Below are 17,460 nucleotides of genomic sequence, written 5' to 3'. Positions count from 1 at the left end.
CAGTTCCCCATTTTGTACTTTTTGCAGATTTAGCTTGCTGCTCTAAGGACGTCCAGAAAAGCCTCGGCAAATCGTTCTGCCCGGCGTTCTCCCAATACCCGTTCCAGCGCATTTCGATCCGCAGGGTTGAGTTGCGCTACCTTGGCCAATTGTGAGGCCGAACAGCTAAGGGGTTTGTCGATACCATCTGCTCCGCGCGACAACTCGGTCTGCTTTTTCAACAATTGATCGTACAAATCAGCCCGATCCTGACCCGCAAGTTTGCGGCGCGCCGGATGCAGTTCCTCCACCGTGCCGGTGATCACTTCAAGAAAGAGTGAGCCATAGCGCTCCAGTTTCTTGGCCCCGACACCCCCCACCCGCGCCATCTGATCCAGCGAGGTCGGGCGGCGTTCCGCCATTTCGATCAGCGTTCGGTCGGGAAAAATGACATAGGCCGGTACTTTGGCAGCTTCAGCCAGCGCGCGGCGTTTGGCCTTAAGGGCAGACAACAGCGGTGCATCCTCGTCTGAAACCATTGCTTTGACCACTGGCCTGCGTGCGGCCTTCCGGATGGAATCCCGGCGCAGTTGGATCTGCGCCTCGCCTTTAAGGATCGGCTTGGCCCTCTCGGTCATGCGTAGCGCGCCATGGCGTTCAGGGTCCGGGCGTATCAGATCGTGCCCCATCATCTGCCGGAAAATCGCCTGCCATTGCGGCTTGCTGTACTCCTTGCCAACGCCATAAGTGGGCAATTGGTCATGCCGACGAGCACGAATTTTGTCGGTCTCATTGCCCAGCAGGATGTCGATCAGATGGCCCGAGCCAAACCATTCTTCAGTCCGCAGGATCGCTGAAAGCGCCATCCGCACTGGCGTAGTTCCGTCAAACACATCTGCGGGCGCATCGCACAGATCACATTTGCCGCAACTCACATCCGTTTCACCAAAGTAACCAAGCAATGTTTTGCGCCGACACTGCAGCGCCTCGGCCAGGCCAAGCAGAGAATTCAGGCGAGCATGGTCCGCAGCGCGGCGTTCGGGCGGTGCCAGCCCTTCATCAATCTGAGACCGGCGCAGTCGAATGTCATCCGGACCAAAGAGGGTTAGCGTTTCCGCCGGTCCACCGTCGCGCCCAGCGCGACCGATTTCCTGGTAATAGGCCTCGATCGATTTTGGCAGATCTGCGTGGGCCACCCAGCGGATGTCGGGCTTGTCGATGCCCATGCCAAAAGCCACCGTTGCAACCACGATCAACCCATCCTCGCGGGCGAAACGGGTTTCGACGACACGCCGATCCTCGGCCTCCATCCCTCCATGGTAAAAGCATGCAGAATGCCCGCCCTCGCGCAGGGCCTGCGAAAGGGTTTCGGTCTTGTTGCGGGTGCCACAATAGACGATGCCGGACTGCCCTTTACGAGCAGCAGCGAATTCCATGATTTGGCGACGGGGGTTGTCCTTGGCGGAAAAGGCGAGGTGGATGTTGGGCCGATCAAATCCACGCAGGAAGGCGCGCGGAGGGACACCGTCGAACAGTTTCTCGACAATCTCGTCCTGCGTTTCCGCATCCGCCGTTGCGGTGAAGGCGGCCAACGGCACATCCAGGGCACGGCGCAGCTCGCCAATGCGCAGGTAATCTGGGCGGAAATCATGGCCCCATTGGCTGACGCAATGCGCCTCATCCACGGCGATCAGGTTGACCCCGATCCGGCGCAGCATGCCCATGGCAGCACCTGACGCCAGACGTTCCGGTGCCATATAGAGAAGTTTCAGCTCGCCCGCATCCAAAGCAGCCCAAACCGCGTCGGTCTCTTCAGGCGTATTGCCGGATGTCAGTGCCCCAGCCGCGACGCCCGCCTCTTGCAACGCGCGCACTTGGTCGCGCATCAGAGCGATCAGCGGAGAGATCACAACCGTGACCCCCTCACGCATTAGCGCAGGCAGTTGAAAGCACAGGGATTTACCGCCACCCGTGGGCATGATCGCCAGCACATTTTCGCCCGCAGTCACGGCATCGACAATCTCTTCCTGCCCTGGGCGGAAGGCGTCGAATCCAAAGACATCTCGCAACAGTGGCGCGGCGTCGAACATTTGGGCGTATGCCTCGTCAGTATTTTGTGTGTCTGCTCTTAGCAGACACAATCACATACTAAGATTCCGTGAACAAGAGGTCACGGGTCACGAGGTCAGTAGAACAGCGCCGCGTTGTTGATCAGGATAATCCGCAGGGCAAAGACACCCAGCAGAACCACCAGCGGGGCTAGGTCGATACCCGACATGGACGGCAGCATCCGGCGCACGGGGCCGTAAAGCGGTTCCAGGATGCGGTTCAGCCCGTACCAGATCTGAGCAACCAGTTGCTGATGCAGGTTCAATACCTGAAAATTGATCAGCCAGCTCATAATCACGTGGGCGATGATGAAAAACCAGACAACGTCCAGCAGCAGCATCAGAATTTGGAACAGCGATTGCATCGGTTTTCCTCTTTGTCGGACCGCTACTCACCTAAGCAGACCTGTGGCAAAGGGCAAGAGCCGCTGAAGCACCTGAGCATTGCAGGATTGACTGTGCCACGCCGGCAACGACGGTTCTTGGTCAAAGCGATATTCCTTGCGTCGCTCGTGAATTGCCCGTCATATCAAGCCAATTGCTTTGGGGATGGACATGTCGGAAATTTCTGCGCGCAAGCGCGTCTGGGGATGGTGGTTCTTTGATTGGGCAAGCCAGCCGTATCACACTCTCCTCGTCACTTTCATCTTTGGGCCATATTTTGCAAGCGTAGCAGCCGAGTATTTTCATTCCACTGGTTTGGACAACGAAGCCGCGGCTGCGCGGGCACAAACCGTTTGGTCTTGGTGTTTGACGGTCACCGGACTGATCATTGGTTTCGGTGCACCCTTGATTGGCGCATTGGCGGATGTGACCGGACGGCGCATTCCTTGGATATTTGGATTTTCCGTCATGTATGTCGTTGGTTCTGGTCTGCTCTGGTATACGATGCCAGACGGGTCAAACATGTGGATGATGCTGTTTGCATTCGGCTTCGGTTTTGTCGGTGCAGAATATGCCCTGATCTTCATCAATTCACAGCTTCCCGACATCGGAGACGAAAAAGATGTCGGCAAGATTTCTGGGTCCGGGTTCGCATTTGGCTATTTCGGGGGGCTGGTGTCCCTAGCGATCATGTTGGCCCTGTTTGTCGAACAACCCAATGGTAAAACACTGATCGGTCTTGATCCTGCCTTTGGTCTGGATGCGACAGCCCGAGAAGGCACACGCTTTGTTGGAATCCTGACGGCGGGATGGTTCGCCATTTTCATGATCCCATACTTCATGTGGGTTCGCGACGGTGACCCGACTGGCAAATCTGGCGGGATTTCCCAAGCGCTGAGAATGTTGGCAAAAACCGTTAAACGGGTCTTTTCCCGTTCAAGTCTTGCAGCCTATTTGGGATCTTCGATGCTGTACCGCGATGCACTGAACGGGCTTTATGGTTTCGGCGGCGTATACGCTACTCTGGTTCTGGAATGGAACATTGTGAAAATCGGGGTTTTTGGCATTGTCAGTGTCTTGGCCGCGGCCCTGTTTTCATGGTTAGGGGCAAAGCCGACAAGCGGCTTGGCCCTAAACCCGTGATCAGGGCATCGATCTGGGTATTGATCCTGGTGTGCGCAACCATTGTCGGCATGGATAGGACACAGATCTTTGGCATCCCACTGCAAGCAGGATCGGGCTTGCCAGACATGGTGTTCTTTGGGTGTGGTGTCCTGATTGGGGGCATGGGAGGCATACTGCAATCCGCAAGTCGATCAATGATGGTGCGTCATTCTGATCCCGAAGCTCCAACAGAGAGTTTTGGACTTTATGGTCTGTCAGGCCGAGCAACCGCGTTTTTGGCGCCTGCATTGATCGCTATTATGACGACCGCGACAGGCAGTGCACGGCTGGGGGTTTCCCCCGTGGTCGGATTGTTTATTCTGGGCTTGATCCTGTTGATTTGGGTGAAACCAGAAGGGGACCGTTCCTAGTGAGATTTCTTCAAGTTTCAATTTTTGTCTTTTGTCTACTCGGGTTGATCAGCCCACTTTCGGCGGAACCATTGGCCAAGCAGCTGTTTGGGGCGAAAGGAACGGCCTCAAACCAAAAATCCTCGGCCTATGGCAGCTACTCCAAAGGCTGCGCAGCAGGATCGGTTCAGCTACCGGAAACGGGCCCGACGTGGCAAGCCATGCGTCTGTCACGAAACCGAAACTGGGGACATCCAGAGACAATCGATTTCATTGAAAAACTCTCTCGCAAGGCCGCACAGCAGCGCGGTTGGCGTGGTTTGTACATCGGGGACATCAGCCAGCCACGCGGCGGGCCGATGCTGACAGGGCATCGCAGTCATCAGATTGGTCTGGACATCGACATCTGGATGTTGCCTGCGAACAATCTGCGCATGTCGCGCCAGCAACGTGAGAACATCTCTTCGATCTCATTGCGCCGAAATAAAGGCGCATTCGTCAACAGCAACTGGACACGCCAACATCACGAGATCATCAAAGCCGCAGCCAAAGACAAACGCACAGCGCGCATCTTTGTCTTTCCGGGCGCAAAGGTTCAGATGTGCAACACCGAAAAAGGCAATCGGGCCTATTTGCGCAAGATCCGACCCTGGTACGGACATCACTACCATTTCCATGTCCGTTTGAAATGCCCACGCAACGCAAAAGGTTGCATCAATCAGGATCCACCACCCAAAGGCGACGGCTGCGACGAAGCGCAAACTTGGGTCAACAACATCATTAGCCCGCCGCCGCCCAAGCCGCGTGACCCCAACGCGCCGCCACCCAAGAAGCGACGCGATTACTTTCTTTCGGATTTGCCAAAACAATGCGCTTCGGTATTGCACTCTCAATAGTTCTGGCGAGTGCAGTTTCCGGCTCGGCAACCGCTGATAAAACGTCAAAAGCGGAGTTCCTGAGCAGCCACTTGTGGACCAGCAAGGCCCCGTGGTTCGGGGGTTTTCGGCCATCGAAATGTCGGATGGCGGGCGTCAACTGACGGTGTTGAGCGACCGTGCCAGAATAGCGACTGCCGACGTTGCAAGAGATGAAGGGAAGATCGCCGACGTGAAACTAACGTCGATGAGTCGTCTTCGTTCCAGCAAAGGCGAAGCACTGTCTGGACGTGTCGGCGATTCCGAAGGTCTGGCAATAGCCCCGGACGGAACGATTTATATTTCATTCGAAGGTGTCCACAGAGTCGCTCGCTATCGGAATCAAGGCGCGGTCGCCGACGTTTTGCCTCGGCCTGCAGCTTTTCGACAAATGGCAATAAACGGGTCATTTGAACCATTGGCTCTGGATCGCAATGGACATCTTTATACCATGCCGGAAAGCGGCTTGACTGCTGACGGACACATTCCTGTCTACCGTTGGAACGGTCGGCGCTGGTCGCAACCATTCACTTTACCTACTCATGGCACCTTCAAGCCCGTGGGAGCGGACATTGGCCCAGATGGCCGCTTTTATCTGCTGGAACGTTCAGCGGGAATTTTGGGGTTTCGCAGTCAATTGCGAAGATGGGAGCTAAAAGGCGGAATGGTATCGGGCGGTGAAGTCATGTTCCGAACAGGTCCTGGCACTCACGACAATCTTGAAGGTATCTCTGTTTGGCGCGACCAAAGCGGCACGCTGCGCGCAACCATGATATCGGACGACAACTTTTTGTTTATCCAACGGACGGAATTGGTAGAGTACATCCTGCCCGACTGACTTGTGTTTGTAACCAAAGTTGTCTAAACGCGCCGCTTACCCGTCGTTCAGGCGGGACAAGTCGCCGCTACCTTGTCAAAAAAACGGGCTCAGACAAATGACACGTGCACATCTTCCCGGCATTCTTGCCATGGCCGCCATCGTCGTGGCCTCAAACATTCTGGTTCAATTCCTGTTCGGCCAATGGCTGACATGGGGGGCCTTCACCTATCCGCTTGCCTTTATCGTCACTGATGTGATGAACCGCGTCTATGGCGCCGGTCCCGCGCGCCGCGTGGTTTTCGTGGGCTTCATCGTGGGCGTCATCTGCTCGCTGATCGGCACCCAGATCATGGGCGAGTTTGGCCCGCTGGTCACCCTGCGCATCGCCATGGGATCGGGCATCGCCTTCCTCACGGCACAGATGCTGGACGTCAGCATCTTTTCCGCTCTGCGCGACGGCAAATGGTGGCGTGCGCCGCTGGCCTCGACCCTGGTGGGATCCTGCGTGGACACCGCTCTGTTCTTCTCGATCGCGTTCTCGGCTCAGCTTGCCTGGTTGGAACCGGCCAACGACGTGTCCTGGGCGAATGAGGCGATCCCGATGCTGGGCATGGGCCCGGTCGCACCTTTGTGGATGTCGATGGCTTTTGCAGACTGGCTGGTCAAGCTGTCGCTGGCCCTGATCGCGCTTATCCCGTTCCGCATGATTGTGCGGCGCCTTGACCCGAACGGCAGCACCGCCTGACGATTTTGTTTGGAGAATTCGGCAACCCGTGCCACCTTTCTTTTGAGTTCAACAAAAGCAAAGGAGGTGATCCAGTGTCGAGAAAGAGATTGGAGAGAGGTGTCGGAACAATTCGGGGGCGCGCCTGCTAAGGCAATCCTTGGCGGCAACGCCACCCGAAACGATCTGAGATCAGGTCCGTGGAGTTTACTCTGACCGACCCGACCTCCTAAAACTTTCGAAGGGCTGTTCGTTTTCGAGCAGCCCTTTTTGATTTAGCTCTGTTTGCCCAACAAGGGCCGCTGTATGGTCACGCCATGCTGCGGATCACCGACGATATTTTAATTCAGGACTGGGAGCTGACGGAAAGCTTCATGCGTGCCTCTGGCCCCGGCGGACAGAACGTCAACAAGGTGTCCACCGCGGTCGAGCTGAGGTTCGAGGCTGAACGCTCACCTTCGCTGCCCGGTCCAGTGAAGAATCGCCTCAGACGGTTGGCAGGGCGCCGCTGGACCAAAGAGGGCGCGTTGATTTTACAGTGCGATGAAACCCGTTCGCAAATCCGCAACCGTGAGATCGTGCGCGAACGGTTGGTGGCACTGATTCAACAGGCATTGGTGGCTCCCAAACGTCGAATTGCAACCAAACCCACAAAGGGGTCGGTGCGGCGTCGACTGCAGGCCAAAAAAGCCCGGAGCGAGGTCAAATCCTTGCGTGGCAGGATTCCTGACGAATAATCATTTTCAGCCTCGGGAGCACCACCGAGGCCTGAAGACCCGATCTCCGGATCGCTTTGGGCTGGCGTCCTTGGTGCGCGCTGATAGTGTACCCCAACATCGCGTTTTCAGGGGAGAGGGAACACATGAGACTGCAAGGGAAAACAGCCATCGTGACTGGAGGCGGTTCGGGCTTTGGTGCGGGCATCGTGGCCAAATTCGTTTCCGAAGGCGCGCACGTGATGATCGCAGATATTAATCTGGATGCCGCCCAGGAAATCGCCAAGCAGATGGACGGCGACGCCTTTGCCCATCAGGTCGATGTCAGTAATGCGGTTTCCGTCGACACAATGGCCGAAACCGCCCTGGTCAAGCTTGGTCACATCGACATCCTGGTCAACAACGCAGGTGTCACCCATCTTCCTACACCGCTGGAGGACGTGAGCGAGGCGGATTTCGACCGCGTGTTTAACGTGAACATGAAGTCGGTCTACCTGACTGCCCGCGCATTGGTTCCCCACATGAAAGAGCGCGGGAAAGGTGCTATTCTGAACGTCGCTTCGACCGCCGGTGTCTCTCCCCGGCCAAATCTGAACTGGTACAACGCCTCCAAGGGCTGGATGATCACCGCCACAAAAACCATGGCCGTAGAACTTGCCCCCTCGGGTGTGCGTGTGAACGCGATCAACCCGGTCGCAGGTGAAACGCCGCTTTTGAAGTCCTTTATGGGCGAGGACACACCAGAAGTGCGCGCCAAGTTCCTTTCGACCATCCCTTTGGGCCGCTTTTCGCAACCCGAGGATATGGGAAACGCCGCCTGTTTCCTGTGCTCGGACGAGGCCAGCATGATCACCGGCGTCGCGATGGAAGTCGACGGAGGCCGCTGCATATGAGCCGTGTGAACCTGACCGAAAAGCTGGCGCAGTTCTCGTCTCATTGGGATCCGCATGTGGTGGCCGATTACAACGGCAACGACGTGATGGTGGTTAAATTTCAGGGCGATTTCCCCTATCACCATCATGACGAAACCGATGACTTTTTCTTCGTTCTGGAAGGCGAGATGGTGATGGACATCGAAGGTCAATCGCCCGAAATTGTGCGCGCCGGTGAACTCTATATCGTGCCCAAGGGTGTAACTCATCGCCCCCGTGCTGATGCCGAATGCAAGGTTCTTCTGATCGAACCGAAGGGCGTGCCAAATACCGGTAATCCCGCCACGGCGGCCCCGAAACCCAGGATCTGATGCCATGCAGCCCGGTCCCAAAAACCTGATTACCGATGTGTCCGGCCTAATGGTCGGCAACGCCCAAGACGACGTCCTGAAATCCGGCACAACGGTCCTGACGTCAGCCGAGCCCTTCACGGCTTCGGTCCATGTGATGGGTGGCGCGCCTGGCACGCGCGAGACCGATCTGTTGGCCCCAGACAAATCCGTGGCCAAGGTTGAGGCGCTGGTGCTATCAGGCGGATCCGCCTATGGGCTGGACGCCTGTTCTGGCGTTGTGGACGGGTTGCGCACACAGGGGCGCGGGTTTCAGGTTGGCCAGGCGATCATTCCCCTGGTGCCGGGTGCGATCCTGTTTGACCTGCTCAATGGCGGGCAAAAGGATTGGACCGAAAATCCTTATCGCGCATTGGGCCGTGCGGCGTTTGAGGCCGCAGGTGAAGAGTTTGACCTAGGCACCGCCGGTGCGGGCACGGGCGCGCTGACCTCTATGCTCAAAGGCGGTTTGGGGTCCGCGTCGCTGGTGTTGGACGATGGTACGACCGTCGGCGCCCTCGTCGGCGTCAACCCGATGGGCAGCGTCACCACGCCGGGAGATCGGCATTTCTGGGCCGCAAACTTTGAGATTGAGGCCGAGTTCGGCGGAGCTGGCCCCGATCCGAATGGGGGCTTGGCCGCAGTCAGGAAAGCCGGAAGCTCATGGCGATGCGTCAGCATTCACAAGACCGCGCCAATACAACCATCGCCATCGTGGCAACCGATGCGGACCTGTCCAAGGCGCAATGTCAGCGCATGGCCATTGCCGCCCACGATGGCATTGCACGGGCAACCGTGCCTGCTCATTCGCCGGGGGATGGGGATCTGGTGTTTTCAGTGTCAACAGGCGCGCGGCCGATGACAAACCCGGAACGCGATCTGACAATGATCGGCCATGCCGCCGCCCTTTGCCTGTCGCGCGCCATTGCGCGTGCCGCATATCTGGCCACTCCGGCCAAAGGCGATCTTTTGCCGACATGGTCGCAAGCAAACAGTAAATAAACTCAGGGACTGCGACACAGTGCCAGTGCGCGTCAAAGTGCCGTTTTGACTCTTGGGCCTCGCGACCTCTCATTAGGGGCAGCCAATTTAGTGGAGAATAGCCATGAAACGTCTTGTTGCGACGATGATTGTCGGCCTGCTGGCCGTGCCTGCCCTGGCCGAGGGCGACGCCGAGAAAGGCAAGAAAGCCTTCAACAAGTGCAAAGCCTGTCACACCATCGTGTCAGATGACGGTGAAACCATCCTGAAGGGCGGCAAGACCGGTCCAAACCTTTATGGCATAGTTGGCCGCACTGCAGGCACTGTTGACGGGTTCAAGTATGGCGACAGCCTGGTTGAGGCCGGTGAAAAGGGCTTGGTCTGGGATGCAGAAAACTTTGCTGAATATACCAAGGACCCCAAAAGCTTCCTGAAAACCTATCTCGACAGCACATCCGCCAAATCCAAGATGTCATTCAAGCTCAAGAAGGGTTCGGAAGACATTTACGCCTATCTGGAAAGCGTCACGGCCGAATAAATCAGGTCCAAGCGTTCAAAAAGAACAAAAGGCCGCAGCCCCTGCGGCCTTTCGTGCGATTGATTGGCTTGACGATCGACGCCACCTTTGATGTCAGCAACCTTGCATTGCGATCCTCGCCATCAGTCAACACAAACAAACGCGCTACCAACCGGCCCATCATGACCTGCACACAGCACCACATTCCGGGAGTTTCGACATGGGTATCCTGATCCCTGCTTGGGTGGATGGTGAGTTGACGCCCGTAGACAAGCTAGAGGCTCATGAAAAGGGTCTTAAACACAAAGCCGTGTCAGTCTTTGTCGTGCGCGGGATGGATATCCTGATCCAGCGGCGGGCGATGAACAAATACCACACGCCGGGCCTGTGGGCGAACACCTGCTGCACCCATCCTGATTGGGACGAGACGTCCAGCACATGCGCCGTGCGCCGCTTGAACGAAGAGCTTGGGATTACTGGCCTGTATCCCGAATACCGCCACAGGCTGGAGTATCACGCCGACGTCGGCAATGGCATGGTCGAAAATGAGGTTGTCGACGTTTTCCTCGCCCATGCGCGCGGCGATCTGGCGATGGAACCCAACCCGGACGAAGTGATGGAAACCCGTTGGATCGACTATCACGACTTGCTGGCCGAAGTCCGCCGCCACCCTGAGCGGTTTACACCCTGGCTCAAGATCTATCTGCAGCATCACGCCGACACTATCTTTGGCCCTGATCTGATTATCTCGGCCAAGGCCTAAGGCTCCCCTTGTCAGTTACATTCGAACTTGGTTCTCTTGCTTGAGCTAGGGGAGAGTAACATTGACCATTCTGATCGCCGGGGGCGGTATCGCGGGCCTGAGCCTTGGGCTGACATTGCACCAGATCGGGGTGCCGTTCCGCATCTTTGAGGCCACGCAAGACATCCGCCCGATGGGTGTTGGCATCAACCTGCAACCCAACGCAGTGCGCGAGCTGTTCGAGATGGGGTTGGAGCACGAGCTTGACGCCATCGGCGTGCGTACAAAGCAGTACGGGTTCTATTCCAAACTGGGCAAAACCATCTGGGAAGAACCGCGCGGCACCTGGGCGGGCTACACCTGGCCGCAATATTCCGTCCATAGGGGCGAATTGCAGATGATGCTCTATCGCGCTCTGATCGACAGGGCTGGACCGGACTGCATCGAAACCGGCGCGCGGGCCGTGGGGTTCGAAGCGTCGTCAACACTGCTGCTGGAAGGGGGCGGTCCGAAGAAGCGTCCCTGATCGTCGCTGCGGACGGCATCCATTCGGCCCTGCGTGCGCAGATGTACCCGGACGAAGGCGCGCCGATCTGGAACGGCCGCGTTTTGTGGCGTGCAACCACCCAAGCGCCCGAGTTTCGAGGCGGGGCCGCGATGGTGATGATCGGGCACGATGACTTGCGCTTGGTCGCCTATCCGATTTCTGCGCCCAATCCGGACAGCGGATTGGCCACCATAAACTGGATCGCCGAAAAGCGCTTCCCGCTGGATGCCGCGTGGAAGAAAGAGGACTGGAACCGCCCCGCAGACATCGCCGATTTCCTGCCCGATTTCGAAGGCTGGCAGTTCGACTGGGTCGATGTGCCCGCGCTGATCAAGGGCGCGCAGGTGGTTTATGAATACCCGATGGTAGATCGAGATCCGCTGCCTCAATGGACACAAGGCGCCGTGACCCTGATGGGGGATGCCGCGCATCCGACCTATCCCATCGGATCCAATGGGGCGAGCCAGTGCCATCGTCGATGCCCGCGTGATCGGAGCCTGTTTGCTTGAACACGGGGTAACCCAGCAAGCGCTCGAATCATATGAGGCGCAGGTCCGCCCGGTTACAACCGGCGTCGGCCTCGCCAACCGCGCAGGTGGCGGACCGGATGCGGTGTTGCAACGGGTCGAGGATCTATGCGGCGGTGATTTCGAAGTGATTGACGACGTGATTCCTCACGCCGATCTGGCGGCCCACTCTGAAAAATACAAAACCACAGCAGGCTTCTCGATAGAGGCACTGAACGCCAAACCCCGTATCATTCCAGACGGTGCCCACGTTGACCGATGACAGGGACGCTCGCGCACCCAAGCGATCCTGACTAATGCTGCCCGAGCTCAATGATGTTGCCTTCGGGATCGCGCATGTAAACCGCCAGATAGGGGTTCTTATCAGTGCCAAGATTGGCGATCTCGCCCAAGGCGGACCCACCGGCCTCGGTGATCGCGTCGCAAATACCCTTCAGATCGCTCACTTCAAAGGCCATGTGTGCGAAGCCCGGAGTGTTCGCATGTCCAACGAATCCATCACTGAATGAGGCAAACTGGAAGAGCTCCAGAAACACTTCATCACTGCCTGGCATGGACAACCAGATCGAGCGGATCTCTACTCCGCTTAGACCTATCCCACGATCCACGACCGAACCGGAAAGGGTTCGGGGTGAGCGAAGATCGCAGCAGCCAAAAACCTGCCGGTAGAACGCGGCCAGCTTGTCCACGTCCCGCGCCACGATGTTGAGGTGTGAAAACCTCAAAACGCCATGGTCGCTGCCACTGCAGCTTTCCAACGGGCGTAGGCCGCTTCGCGGTCAGCCTCAGCCATCTTGGGATCAAACCGCTGATCCAGCGCCCAGGTTTCGGCAAAACCTGCCTGATCGGGGTAGACCCCCGCCTGCATCCCAGCGAGCCAAGCAGCGCCAAGGGCCGTTGTTTCCTGCATCACCGGACGATCCACCGACGCGCCCAGCAGGTTCGACAACCCCTGCATCGCCCAGTTAGACGCGCTCATGCCCCCATCCACGCGCAAGGTCACATCGGCGTCACTGCCCCAATCGCCCTGCATCGCCTCCCACAGGTCACGCGTCTGATAGGCGATGCTTTCCAAGGCTGCTTTAGAGAATTCGGCCGGGCCTGAGTTGCGGGTCAAGCCAAACACAGCGCCGCGACAGTCCGGTTTCCAATAGGGCGCACCCAAGCCGGTGAAGGCCGGCACCAACACCACGTTCTGTGCGGGGTCGGCCTGCGCCGCCAGCTCGCCACTTTGCGGCGCGCTTTCAATAATGCCCAAACCGTCGCGCAGCCATTGCACGGCTGCGCCCGCAATAAAGATCGACCCTTCAAGCGCATAGGTCCGCTGCCCATCCAACTGATAGGCAATCGTCGTCAGCAACCTGTTGTTCGACGCAACAGGATCCGATCCAGTGTTGAGCAGCGCGAAACAGCCCGTGCCATAGGTGGATTTCATCATGCCCGGCTGGAAACAAGCCTGCCCCATGGTTGCCGCCTGCTGATCGCCAGCCACGCCCAGTATGGGGATTGATCCGCCAAACAGCTCGGTCGAGCCAAAGTTCGCCGCACAATCCCGCACCTCGGGCAACATGGCCATGGGCACGTGCAACAGATCGCATATCTCGGGGCTCCACTCACCGGTGTGAATGTTGAACAGCAAGGTCCGCGCTGCGTTGGTGGCATCTGTGGCGTGCACTTTGCCCCCGGTCAGCCGCCAGATAAGGAAACTGTCGATGGTACCGAACAGCACCCCGCCCTGCTCCGCCCGCTCTCGCGCACCAGGGATTGTATCAAGCACCCATTTGACTTTGGTCCCAGAGAAATAAGGGTCCAGCAGCAAGCCGGTTTGGGCGACAATATCATCCTCGCACCCCTCGCTGCGAAACGCATCGCAGATCGACGCGGTGCGCCGGTCCTGCCAGACGATGGCATTGTGCAGGGGCTTGCCGGTTTCGCGGTCCCACAAAACGGTGGTTTCGCGCTGGTTGGTGATGCCGATCCCGGCGATCTGGTCCGGGCCGACACCATGATTGGCCAGCACCTCTTGGCAGACCGACAGAGTGGTCGACCAGATCTCTTCGGCATCGTGCTCTACCCATCCGGCTTGCGGGAAGTGCTGCGTAAACTCTTGCTGCGCCGTGCCCACGCGCGTCATGTCACCGTCGAACAGGATTGCCCGACTGGATGTGGTGCCCTGATCAATTGCAAGAATATAGGTCATTGCCGCGCGCTCCCCGCTGTATTTTCGGCGAGGTTAGCCCGAGCGAAGGGAAACGTTCCAGCCTAGAAATCAGATCGAGGGCACTTCGATGTTGTCGATCAGGCGCACGCCTTCCATCCAAGCTGCCGCCAGCATCCGTGCCGGGCGGGTTGGGGTGTCCAAAGCCTCCAACGAGGTTGCGCAACGCAGATCGAAGTATTCAATGCCGGTGAATCCAGCCTGTTCCAGATTGTCGCGCGCTTGTTTTGCCAAATCGGTAAACGACGCGCCTTGGGCCAGAGCTTGTGCCACCTCTTGCATGATCGGGTTCAGTTGCGCGGCTTTAACCAACCCTTCGTCCGACAGGCGCAGATTGCGCGAGGACATAGCAAGGCCAGAAGGTTCGCGCACGGTGGGGCAGCCGATGACTTCGGTAGGGATGTCCAAGTCGCGCGACATGCGGGTGACCAGCATAAGTTGCTGATAATCCTTCTGTCCGAAATAGGCCCGATCGGCAGACGTCTGGAGGAACAGTTTCGCCACCACAGTTGCCACACCGTCAAAGTGGCCGGGGCGGAATTCGCCCTCCATCACATCGGTCAGACCCGAAACCGAAACGTTGGTGGCAAAGCCGCTGGGATAAATCTCGTCAGGGGCGGGCACATAGATCGCGTCAACGCCCAAAGGCGCCAGCTTCTCAGCGTCCTCATGTTCGGTTCGGGGGTAATTTTCCAGATCTTCGGGATTGTTGAACTGTTTGGGATTCACAAAGATCGTGACGATCACCCGGTCACAGCCATCGCGCGCAGCCTTGGCCAAAGACAGGTGGCCTGCATGCAAAGCGCCCATGGTGGGCACCACGCCGATGCTTTCGCCCGCACGTTTCCAGGTGGCTGTCAGGTCGCGCAGTTCCGCGAGGGAGCGCAGGATCGGGGCGGTCATTTCGATTTTCCCTTTTCCGGTGCTGTGTCGGCAAAAACATGTTCCGATGCCGGAAAACTGCGCGCCCGCACTTCAGCGGCGTATTCCGCAATCGCGGCCTCAGCCCGGTCGCCCAAATCGGCATAGCGTTTGACGAACTTCGGTTTGAACGCGGTGAAAAAGCCCAGCATGTCGTCAACCACCAAAATTTGACCGTCACAGCCTGCGGAGGCACCGATACCGATGGTTGGAATGGCAATCTCGGCAGTGATCTGATCTGCAAGCTTTTGGGGCACCTTCTCCAGCACCACCGAAAACGCCCCTGCCTCTGCAACGGCCTGGGCATCGGCCAGAACCGCCTCAGCCTGCGCATCGCGGCCTTGGACCTTGTATCCGCCAAGGGTGTTGATCGACTGCGGCGTCAGGCCGATATGTGCCATCACCGGGATGCCACGCTTGACCAGAAAGCGGATAGTCTCGGCCATTTCCACCCCGCCTTCGAGTTTGACCGCCCCGGCACCCGTTTCGGCCATCAACCGTGCCGCATTGCGAAATGCTTGCTGCGGTCCCTCTTCGTAGGAGGCAAACGGCATGTCGATGACCATCATCGCGCTGGACAGTCCACGCGCCACGGCCTGACCATGCATGATCATCATGTCCATCGTCACACCCAGTGTCGAGGTCAGCCCATGCAGCACCATACCAACGCTGTCGCCCACCAGAACAAAGTCGCAGTGCGCGTCCATGAACTGCGCCATCGGCGTCGTGTAGGCGGTCAGACTTACCAGCGGTTCGCCCCCTTTTCGGGCGCGGATATCTTCGGCATTTGGCGCTTTCTTGCGGGCGGTGGCACTCATGGTTCCCTCCTGCGGGCGTATTATGTTGCGGCGCGGCATAGCATTTCTGCACCGCACACATAAAGACCGGTTGCGCCAACATTTCCTTGATTGACCCAAGGTTTAAGGAAACAGTGAGGGTCAGGCCGCCAGATTCCCGGATCGGGCGAGCAAGATATTGCTGGGGAGAACATAATGGGACACGCATTCAAACACACATTTCGAGCAGCTTTGGCGCTGAGCGTCAGCCTGATGGCTACACAGGCCATCGCCAAGTCGGACATCACCGTCGCGATGCAACTGGAACCGCCCCACCTGGACCCAACCAGTGCGGCAGCGCAGGCGATCGACTCGGTTGTTTACACCAACGTGTTCGAGGGCCTGACCCGTTTCATGGGCGATGGCGCCATCGTGCCGGGCCTGGCTGAAAGCTGGGAAATTTCGGACGACGGCACGGTCTATACCTTCAAGCTGCACGATGGAGTGACCTTCCACGATGGCACCACAATGGACGCCGAAGACGTCAAATTCAGCCTGGACCGCGCCCGGGCCGAAGACAGCGCCAACGCGCAGAAGGCACTGTTTGCGGGGATCACCGACGTCGCTGTGGTTGACCCGCTGACTGTCAAAGTCACGCTTAAAGAGCCCAACGGTAATTTCCTGTTCAACATGGCCTGGGGTGATGCGGTGATCGTCGCACCCGAGAGTATCGACGACATCAAAACCAATCCTATCGGCACCGGCGCCTTCAAATTCGCGGGCTGGGTGCAGGGCGACAAGATCGACCTGGAACGCAACGCCGACTATTGGGGCGAGCAACCGGCGCTGGAAAAGGCCACTTTCAAGTTTATCTCGGATCCCACGGCAGCCTTTGCTGCCGTCATGGCCGAGGATGTGGATGTGTTCAGTGGCTTCCCGGCGCCCGAAAACCTACCCCAATTCGAGGCTGATCCCCGTTTCCAGTGTCCTTGTCGGCTCGACCGAGGGTGAGACGATCTTGTCGACCAACAACAAACAGCCTCCGTTTGATGATGTGCGCGTGCGTCAGGCGCTTGCCCATGCCATTGACCGTCAGGCCATCGTGGATGGGGCAATGTTCGGCTATGGCACGCCCATCGGCACCCATTTTGCCCCGCATCACCCGGCTTATGTCGATCTGACCGGCAACTCGACCTACGATCCCGATAAAGCCAAGACCCTGCTGGCCGAAGCAGGCTTTCCCGATGGCTTTGAAACCACTCTGCATCTGCCGCCGCCGTCCTATGCCCGTCGCGGGGGTGAGATCATCGCAGCGCAGTTGGCCGAGGTTGGTATCAAAGCCGAAATCACCAATGTCGAATGGGCGCAGTGGCTGGAAACCGTGTTCCGGGGCAAGAATTTTGGCCTGACCATCGTCAGCCACACAGAACCCATGGACATCGGCATCTATGCTCGACCTGAATACTATTTCCAGTATGACAACCCTGCGTTCCAAGAGCTGATGACCACTTTGAACTCAACCACCGACCCGGATGAACGAACCAAGCTATTGGGTCAGGCGCAGACTATGATCTCAGAAGATTATGTGAACGGCTATCTGTTCCAATTGGCTGCGTTGAGCGTCGCCAAAGCAGGTGTTCAGGGGCTATGGGTCAATGCTCCAACAGCTGCGAACGATCTGACAGCTGTAAGCTGGGCCGAGTAATCTCTACAAACCTACCGGGCCTGCTGTCAGGCCCGGTCTTACTTTTAGTTTCTTAGATTCGATCAACATGAACCTCTTACGTATTCTCAGGCCCTTGGGCTTACTG

At 57.9% G+C, this 17,460-nt stretch carries 14 protein-coding genes and 4 pseudogenes; 12 read left to right on the top strand and 6 right to left on the bottom strand.

The window, feature by feature from the left end:
* Window positions 1–29: 29 nt before the first annotated feature.
* Together recQ and ACZ1HE_RS01330 are read right to left on the bottom strand one after the other, a co-directional pair.
* Window positions 30–2,069 carry a DNA helicase RecQ gene (gene recQ, locus ACZ1HE_RS01335; protein WP_472619235.1) on the bottom strand — a complete coding sequence of 680 codons (2,040 nt, stop codon included), beginning with the start codon at window positions 2,067–2,069 and terminating at the stop codon, window positions 30–32.
* 95 nt (window positions 2,070–2,164) lie between these two features.
* On the bottom strand, window positions 2,165–2,452 hold the full coding sequence (locus ACZ1HE_RS01330) for a YggT family protein (protein ID WP_472619234.1): 288 nt from the start codon (window positions 2,450–2,452) through the stop codon (window positions 2,165–2,167).
* 190 nt (window positions 2,453–2,642) lie between these two features.
* On the opposite strand from ACZ1HE_RS01330, the pseudogene ACZ1HE_RS01325 reads away from it, so the two are divergent.
* From ACZ1HE_RS01325 to ACZ1HE_RS01275, 11 genes and pseudogenes are all read left to right on the top strand, one after another.
* Window positions 2,643–4,006: pseudogene (locus tag ACZ1HE_RS01325) on the top strand (MFS transporter).
* A gap of 20 nt (window positions 4,007–4,026) precedes the next feature.
* The gene (gene mepA / locus ACZ1HE_RS01320; RefSeq protein ID WP_472624301.1) at window positions 4,027–4,881 is read left to right on the top strand and encodes a penicillin-insensitive murein endopeptidase; all 855 of its coding nucleotides are present in this window, start codon (window positions 4,027–4,029) and stop codon (window positions 4,879–4,881) included.
* A 148-nt stretch (window positions 4,882–5,029) separates the two neighbouring features.
* A complete protein-coding gene (locus ACZ1HE_RS01315; RefSeq protein WP_472619233.1) occupies window positions 5,030–5,737 on the top strand; it encodes an esterase-like activity of phytase family protein in 708 nt (235 codons plus the stop codon).
* A gap of 97 nt (window positions 5,738–5,834) precedes the next feature.
* Window positions 5,835–6,464, top strand: a complete 630-nt coding sequence (locus ACZ1HE_RS01310) for a queuosine precursor transporter (protein ID WP_472619232.1) — start codon at window positions 5,835–5,837, stop codon at window positions 6,462–6,464.
* A gap of 296 nt (window positions 6,465–6,760) precedes the next feature.
* Complete coding sequence (gene arfB, locus ACZ1HE_RS01305; RefSeq protein WP_472619231.1) at window positions 6,761–7,180, top strand: alternative ribosome rescue aminoacyl-tRNA hydrolase ArfB; 420 nt, start codon at window positions 6,761–6,763, stop codon at window positions 7,178–7,180.
* 125 nt (window positions 7,181–7,305) lie between these two features.
* Complete coding sequence (locus ACZ1HE_RS01300) at window positions 7,306–8,052, top strand: SDR family oxidoreductase (RefSeq protein ID WP_472619230.1); 747 nt, start codon at window positions 7,306–7,308, stop codon at window positions 8,050–8,052.
* Window positions 8,049–8,402 carry a cupin domain-containing protein gene (locus tag ACZ1HE_RS01295; protein WP_472619229.1) on the top strand — a complete coding sequence of 118 codons (354 nt, stop codon included), beginning with the start codon at window positions 8,049–8,051 and terminating at the stop codon, window positions 8,400–8,402. The genes ACZ1HE_RS01300 and ACZ1HE_RS01295 overlap by 4 nt, the downstream gene beginning before the upstream one ends.
* Window positions 8,403–8,406: 4 nt before the next feature.
* Window positions 8,407–9,422: pseudogene (locus tag ACZ1HE_RS01290) on the top strand (P1 family peptidase).
* A gap of 103 nt (window positions 9,423–9,525) precedes the next feature.
* A complete protein-coding gene (locus ACZ1HE_RS01285) occupies window positions 9,526–9,939 on the top strand; it encodes a c-type cytochrome (protein WP_472619228.1) in 414 nt (137 codons plus the stop codon).
* A 199-nt stretch (window positions 9,940–10,138) separates the two neighbouring features.
* Window positions 10,139–10,681, top strand: coding sequence for an isopentenyl-diphosphate Delta-isomerase (idi, locus tag ACZ1HE_RS01280; protein WP_108785158.1), 543 nt, complete (start codon window positions 10,139–10,141; stop codon window positions 10,679–10,681).
* Between the two features lie 61 nt (window positions 10,682–10,742).
* A pseudogene (locus ACZ1HE_RS01275) lies at window positions 10,743–11,996 on the top strand (flavin-dependent oxidoreductase).
* Window positions 11,997–12,027: 31 nt separating this feature from the next.
* Here the strand turns inward: ACZ1HE_RS01275 and ACZ1HE_RS01270 are convergent.
* The 4 genes from ACZ1HE_RS01270 to panB form a co-directional block, all read right to left on the bottom strand.
* A complete protein-coding gene (locus ACZ1HE_RS01270) occupies window positions 12,028–12,459 on the bottom strand; it encodes a VOC family protein (protein WP_472619227.1) in 432 nt (143 codons plus the stop codon).
* The gene (gene glpK, locus ACZ1HE_RS01265; RefSeq protein ID WP_472619226.1) at window positions 12,456–13,934 is read right to left on the bottom strand and encodes a glycerol kinase GlpK; all 1,479 of its coding nucleotides are present in this window, start codon (window positions 13,932–13,934) and stop codon (window positions 12,456–12,458) included. The genes ACZ1HE_RS01270 and glpK overlap by 4 nt, the downstream gene beginning before the upstream one ends.
* Before the next feature lie 69 nt (window positions 13,935–14,003).
* On the bottom strand, window positions 14,004–14,855 hold the full coding sequence (gene panC / locus ACZ1HE_RS01260) for a pantoate--beta-alanine ligase (RefSeq protein WP_472619225.1): 852 nt from the start codon (window positions 14,853–14,855) through the stop codon (window positions 14,004–14,006).
* A complete protein-coding gene (gene panB / locus ACZ1HE_RS01255) occupies window positions 14,852–15,691 on the bottom strand; it encodes a 3-methyl-2-oxobutanoate hydroxymethyltransferase (RefSeq protein ID WP_472619224.1) in 840 nt (279 codons plus the stop codon). Before panB ends, panC begins: the two co-directional genes overlap by 4 nt.
* Before the next feature lie 231 nt (window positions 15,692–15,922).
* On the opposite strand from panB, the pseudogene ACZ1HE_RS01250 reads away from it, so the two are divergent.
* Window positions 15,923–17,354 (top strand): annotated as a pseudogene (locus ACZ1HE_RS01250) (ABC transporter substrate-binding protein).
* The last annotated feature ends 106 nt before the right edge of the window (window positions 17,355–17,460 follow it).

This window comes from Falsiruegeria sp. JB4-1 (assembly GCF_055693495.1).
This window is presented reverse-complemented; position numbering and strand designations above follow the sequence as displayed.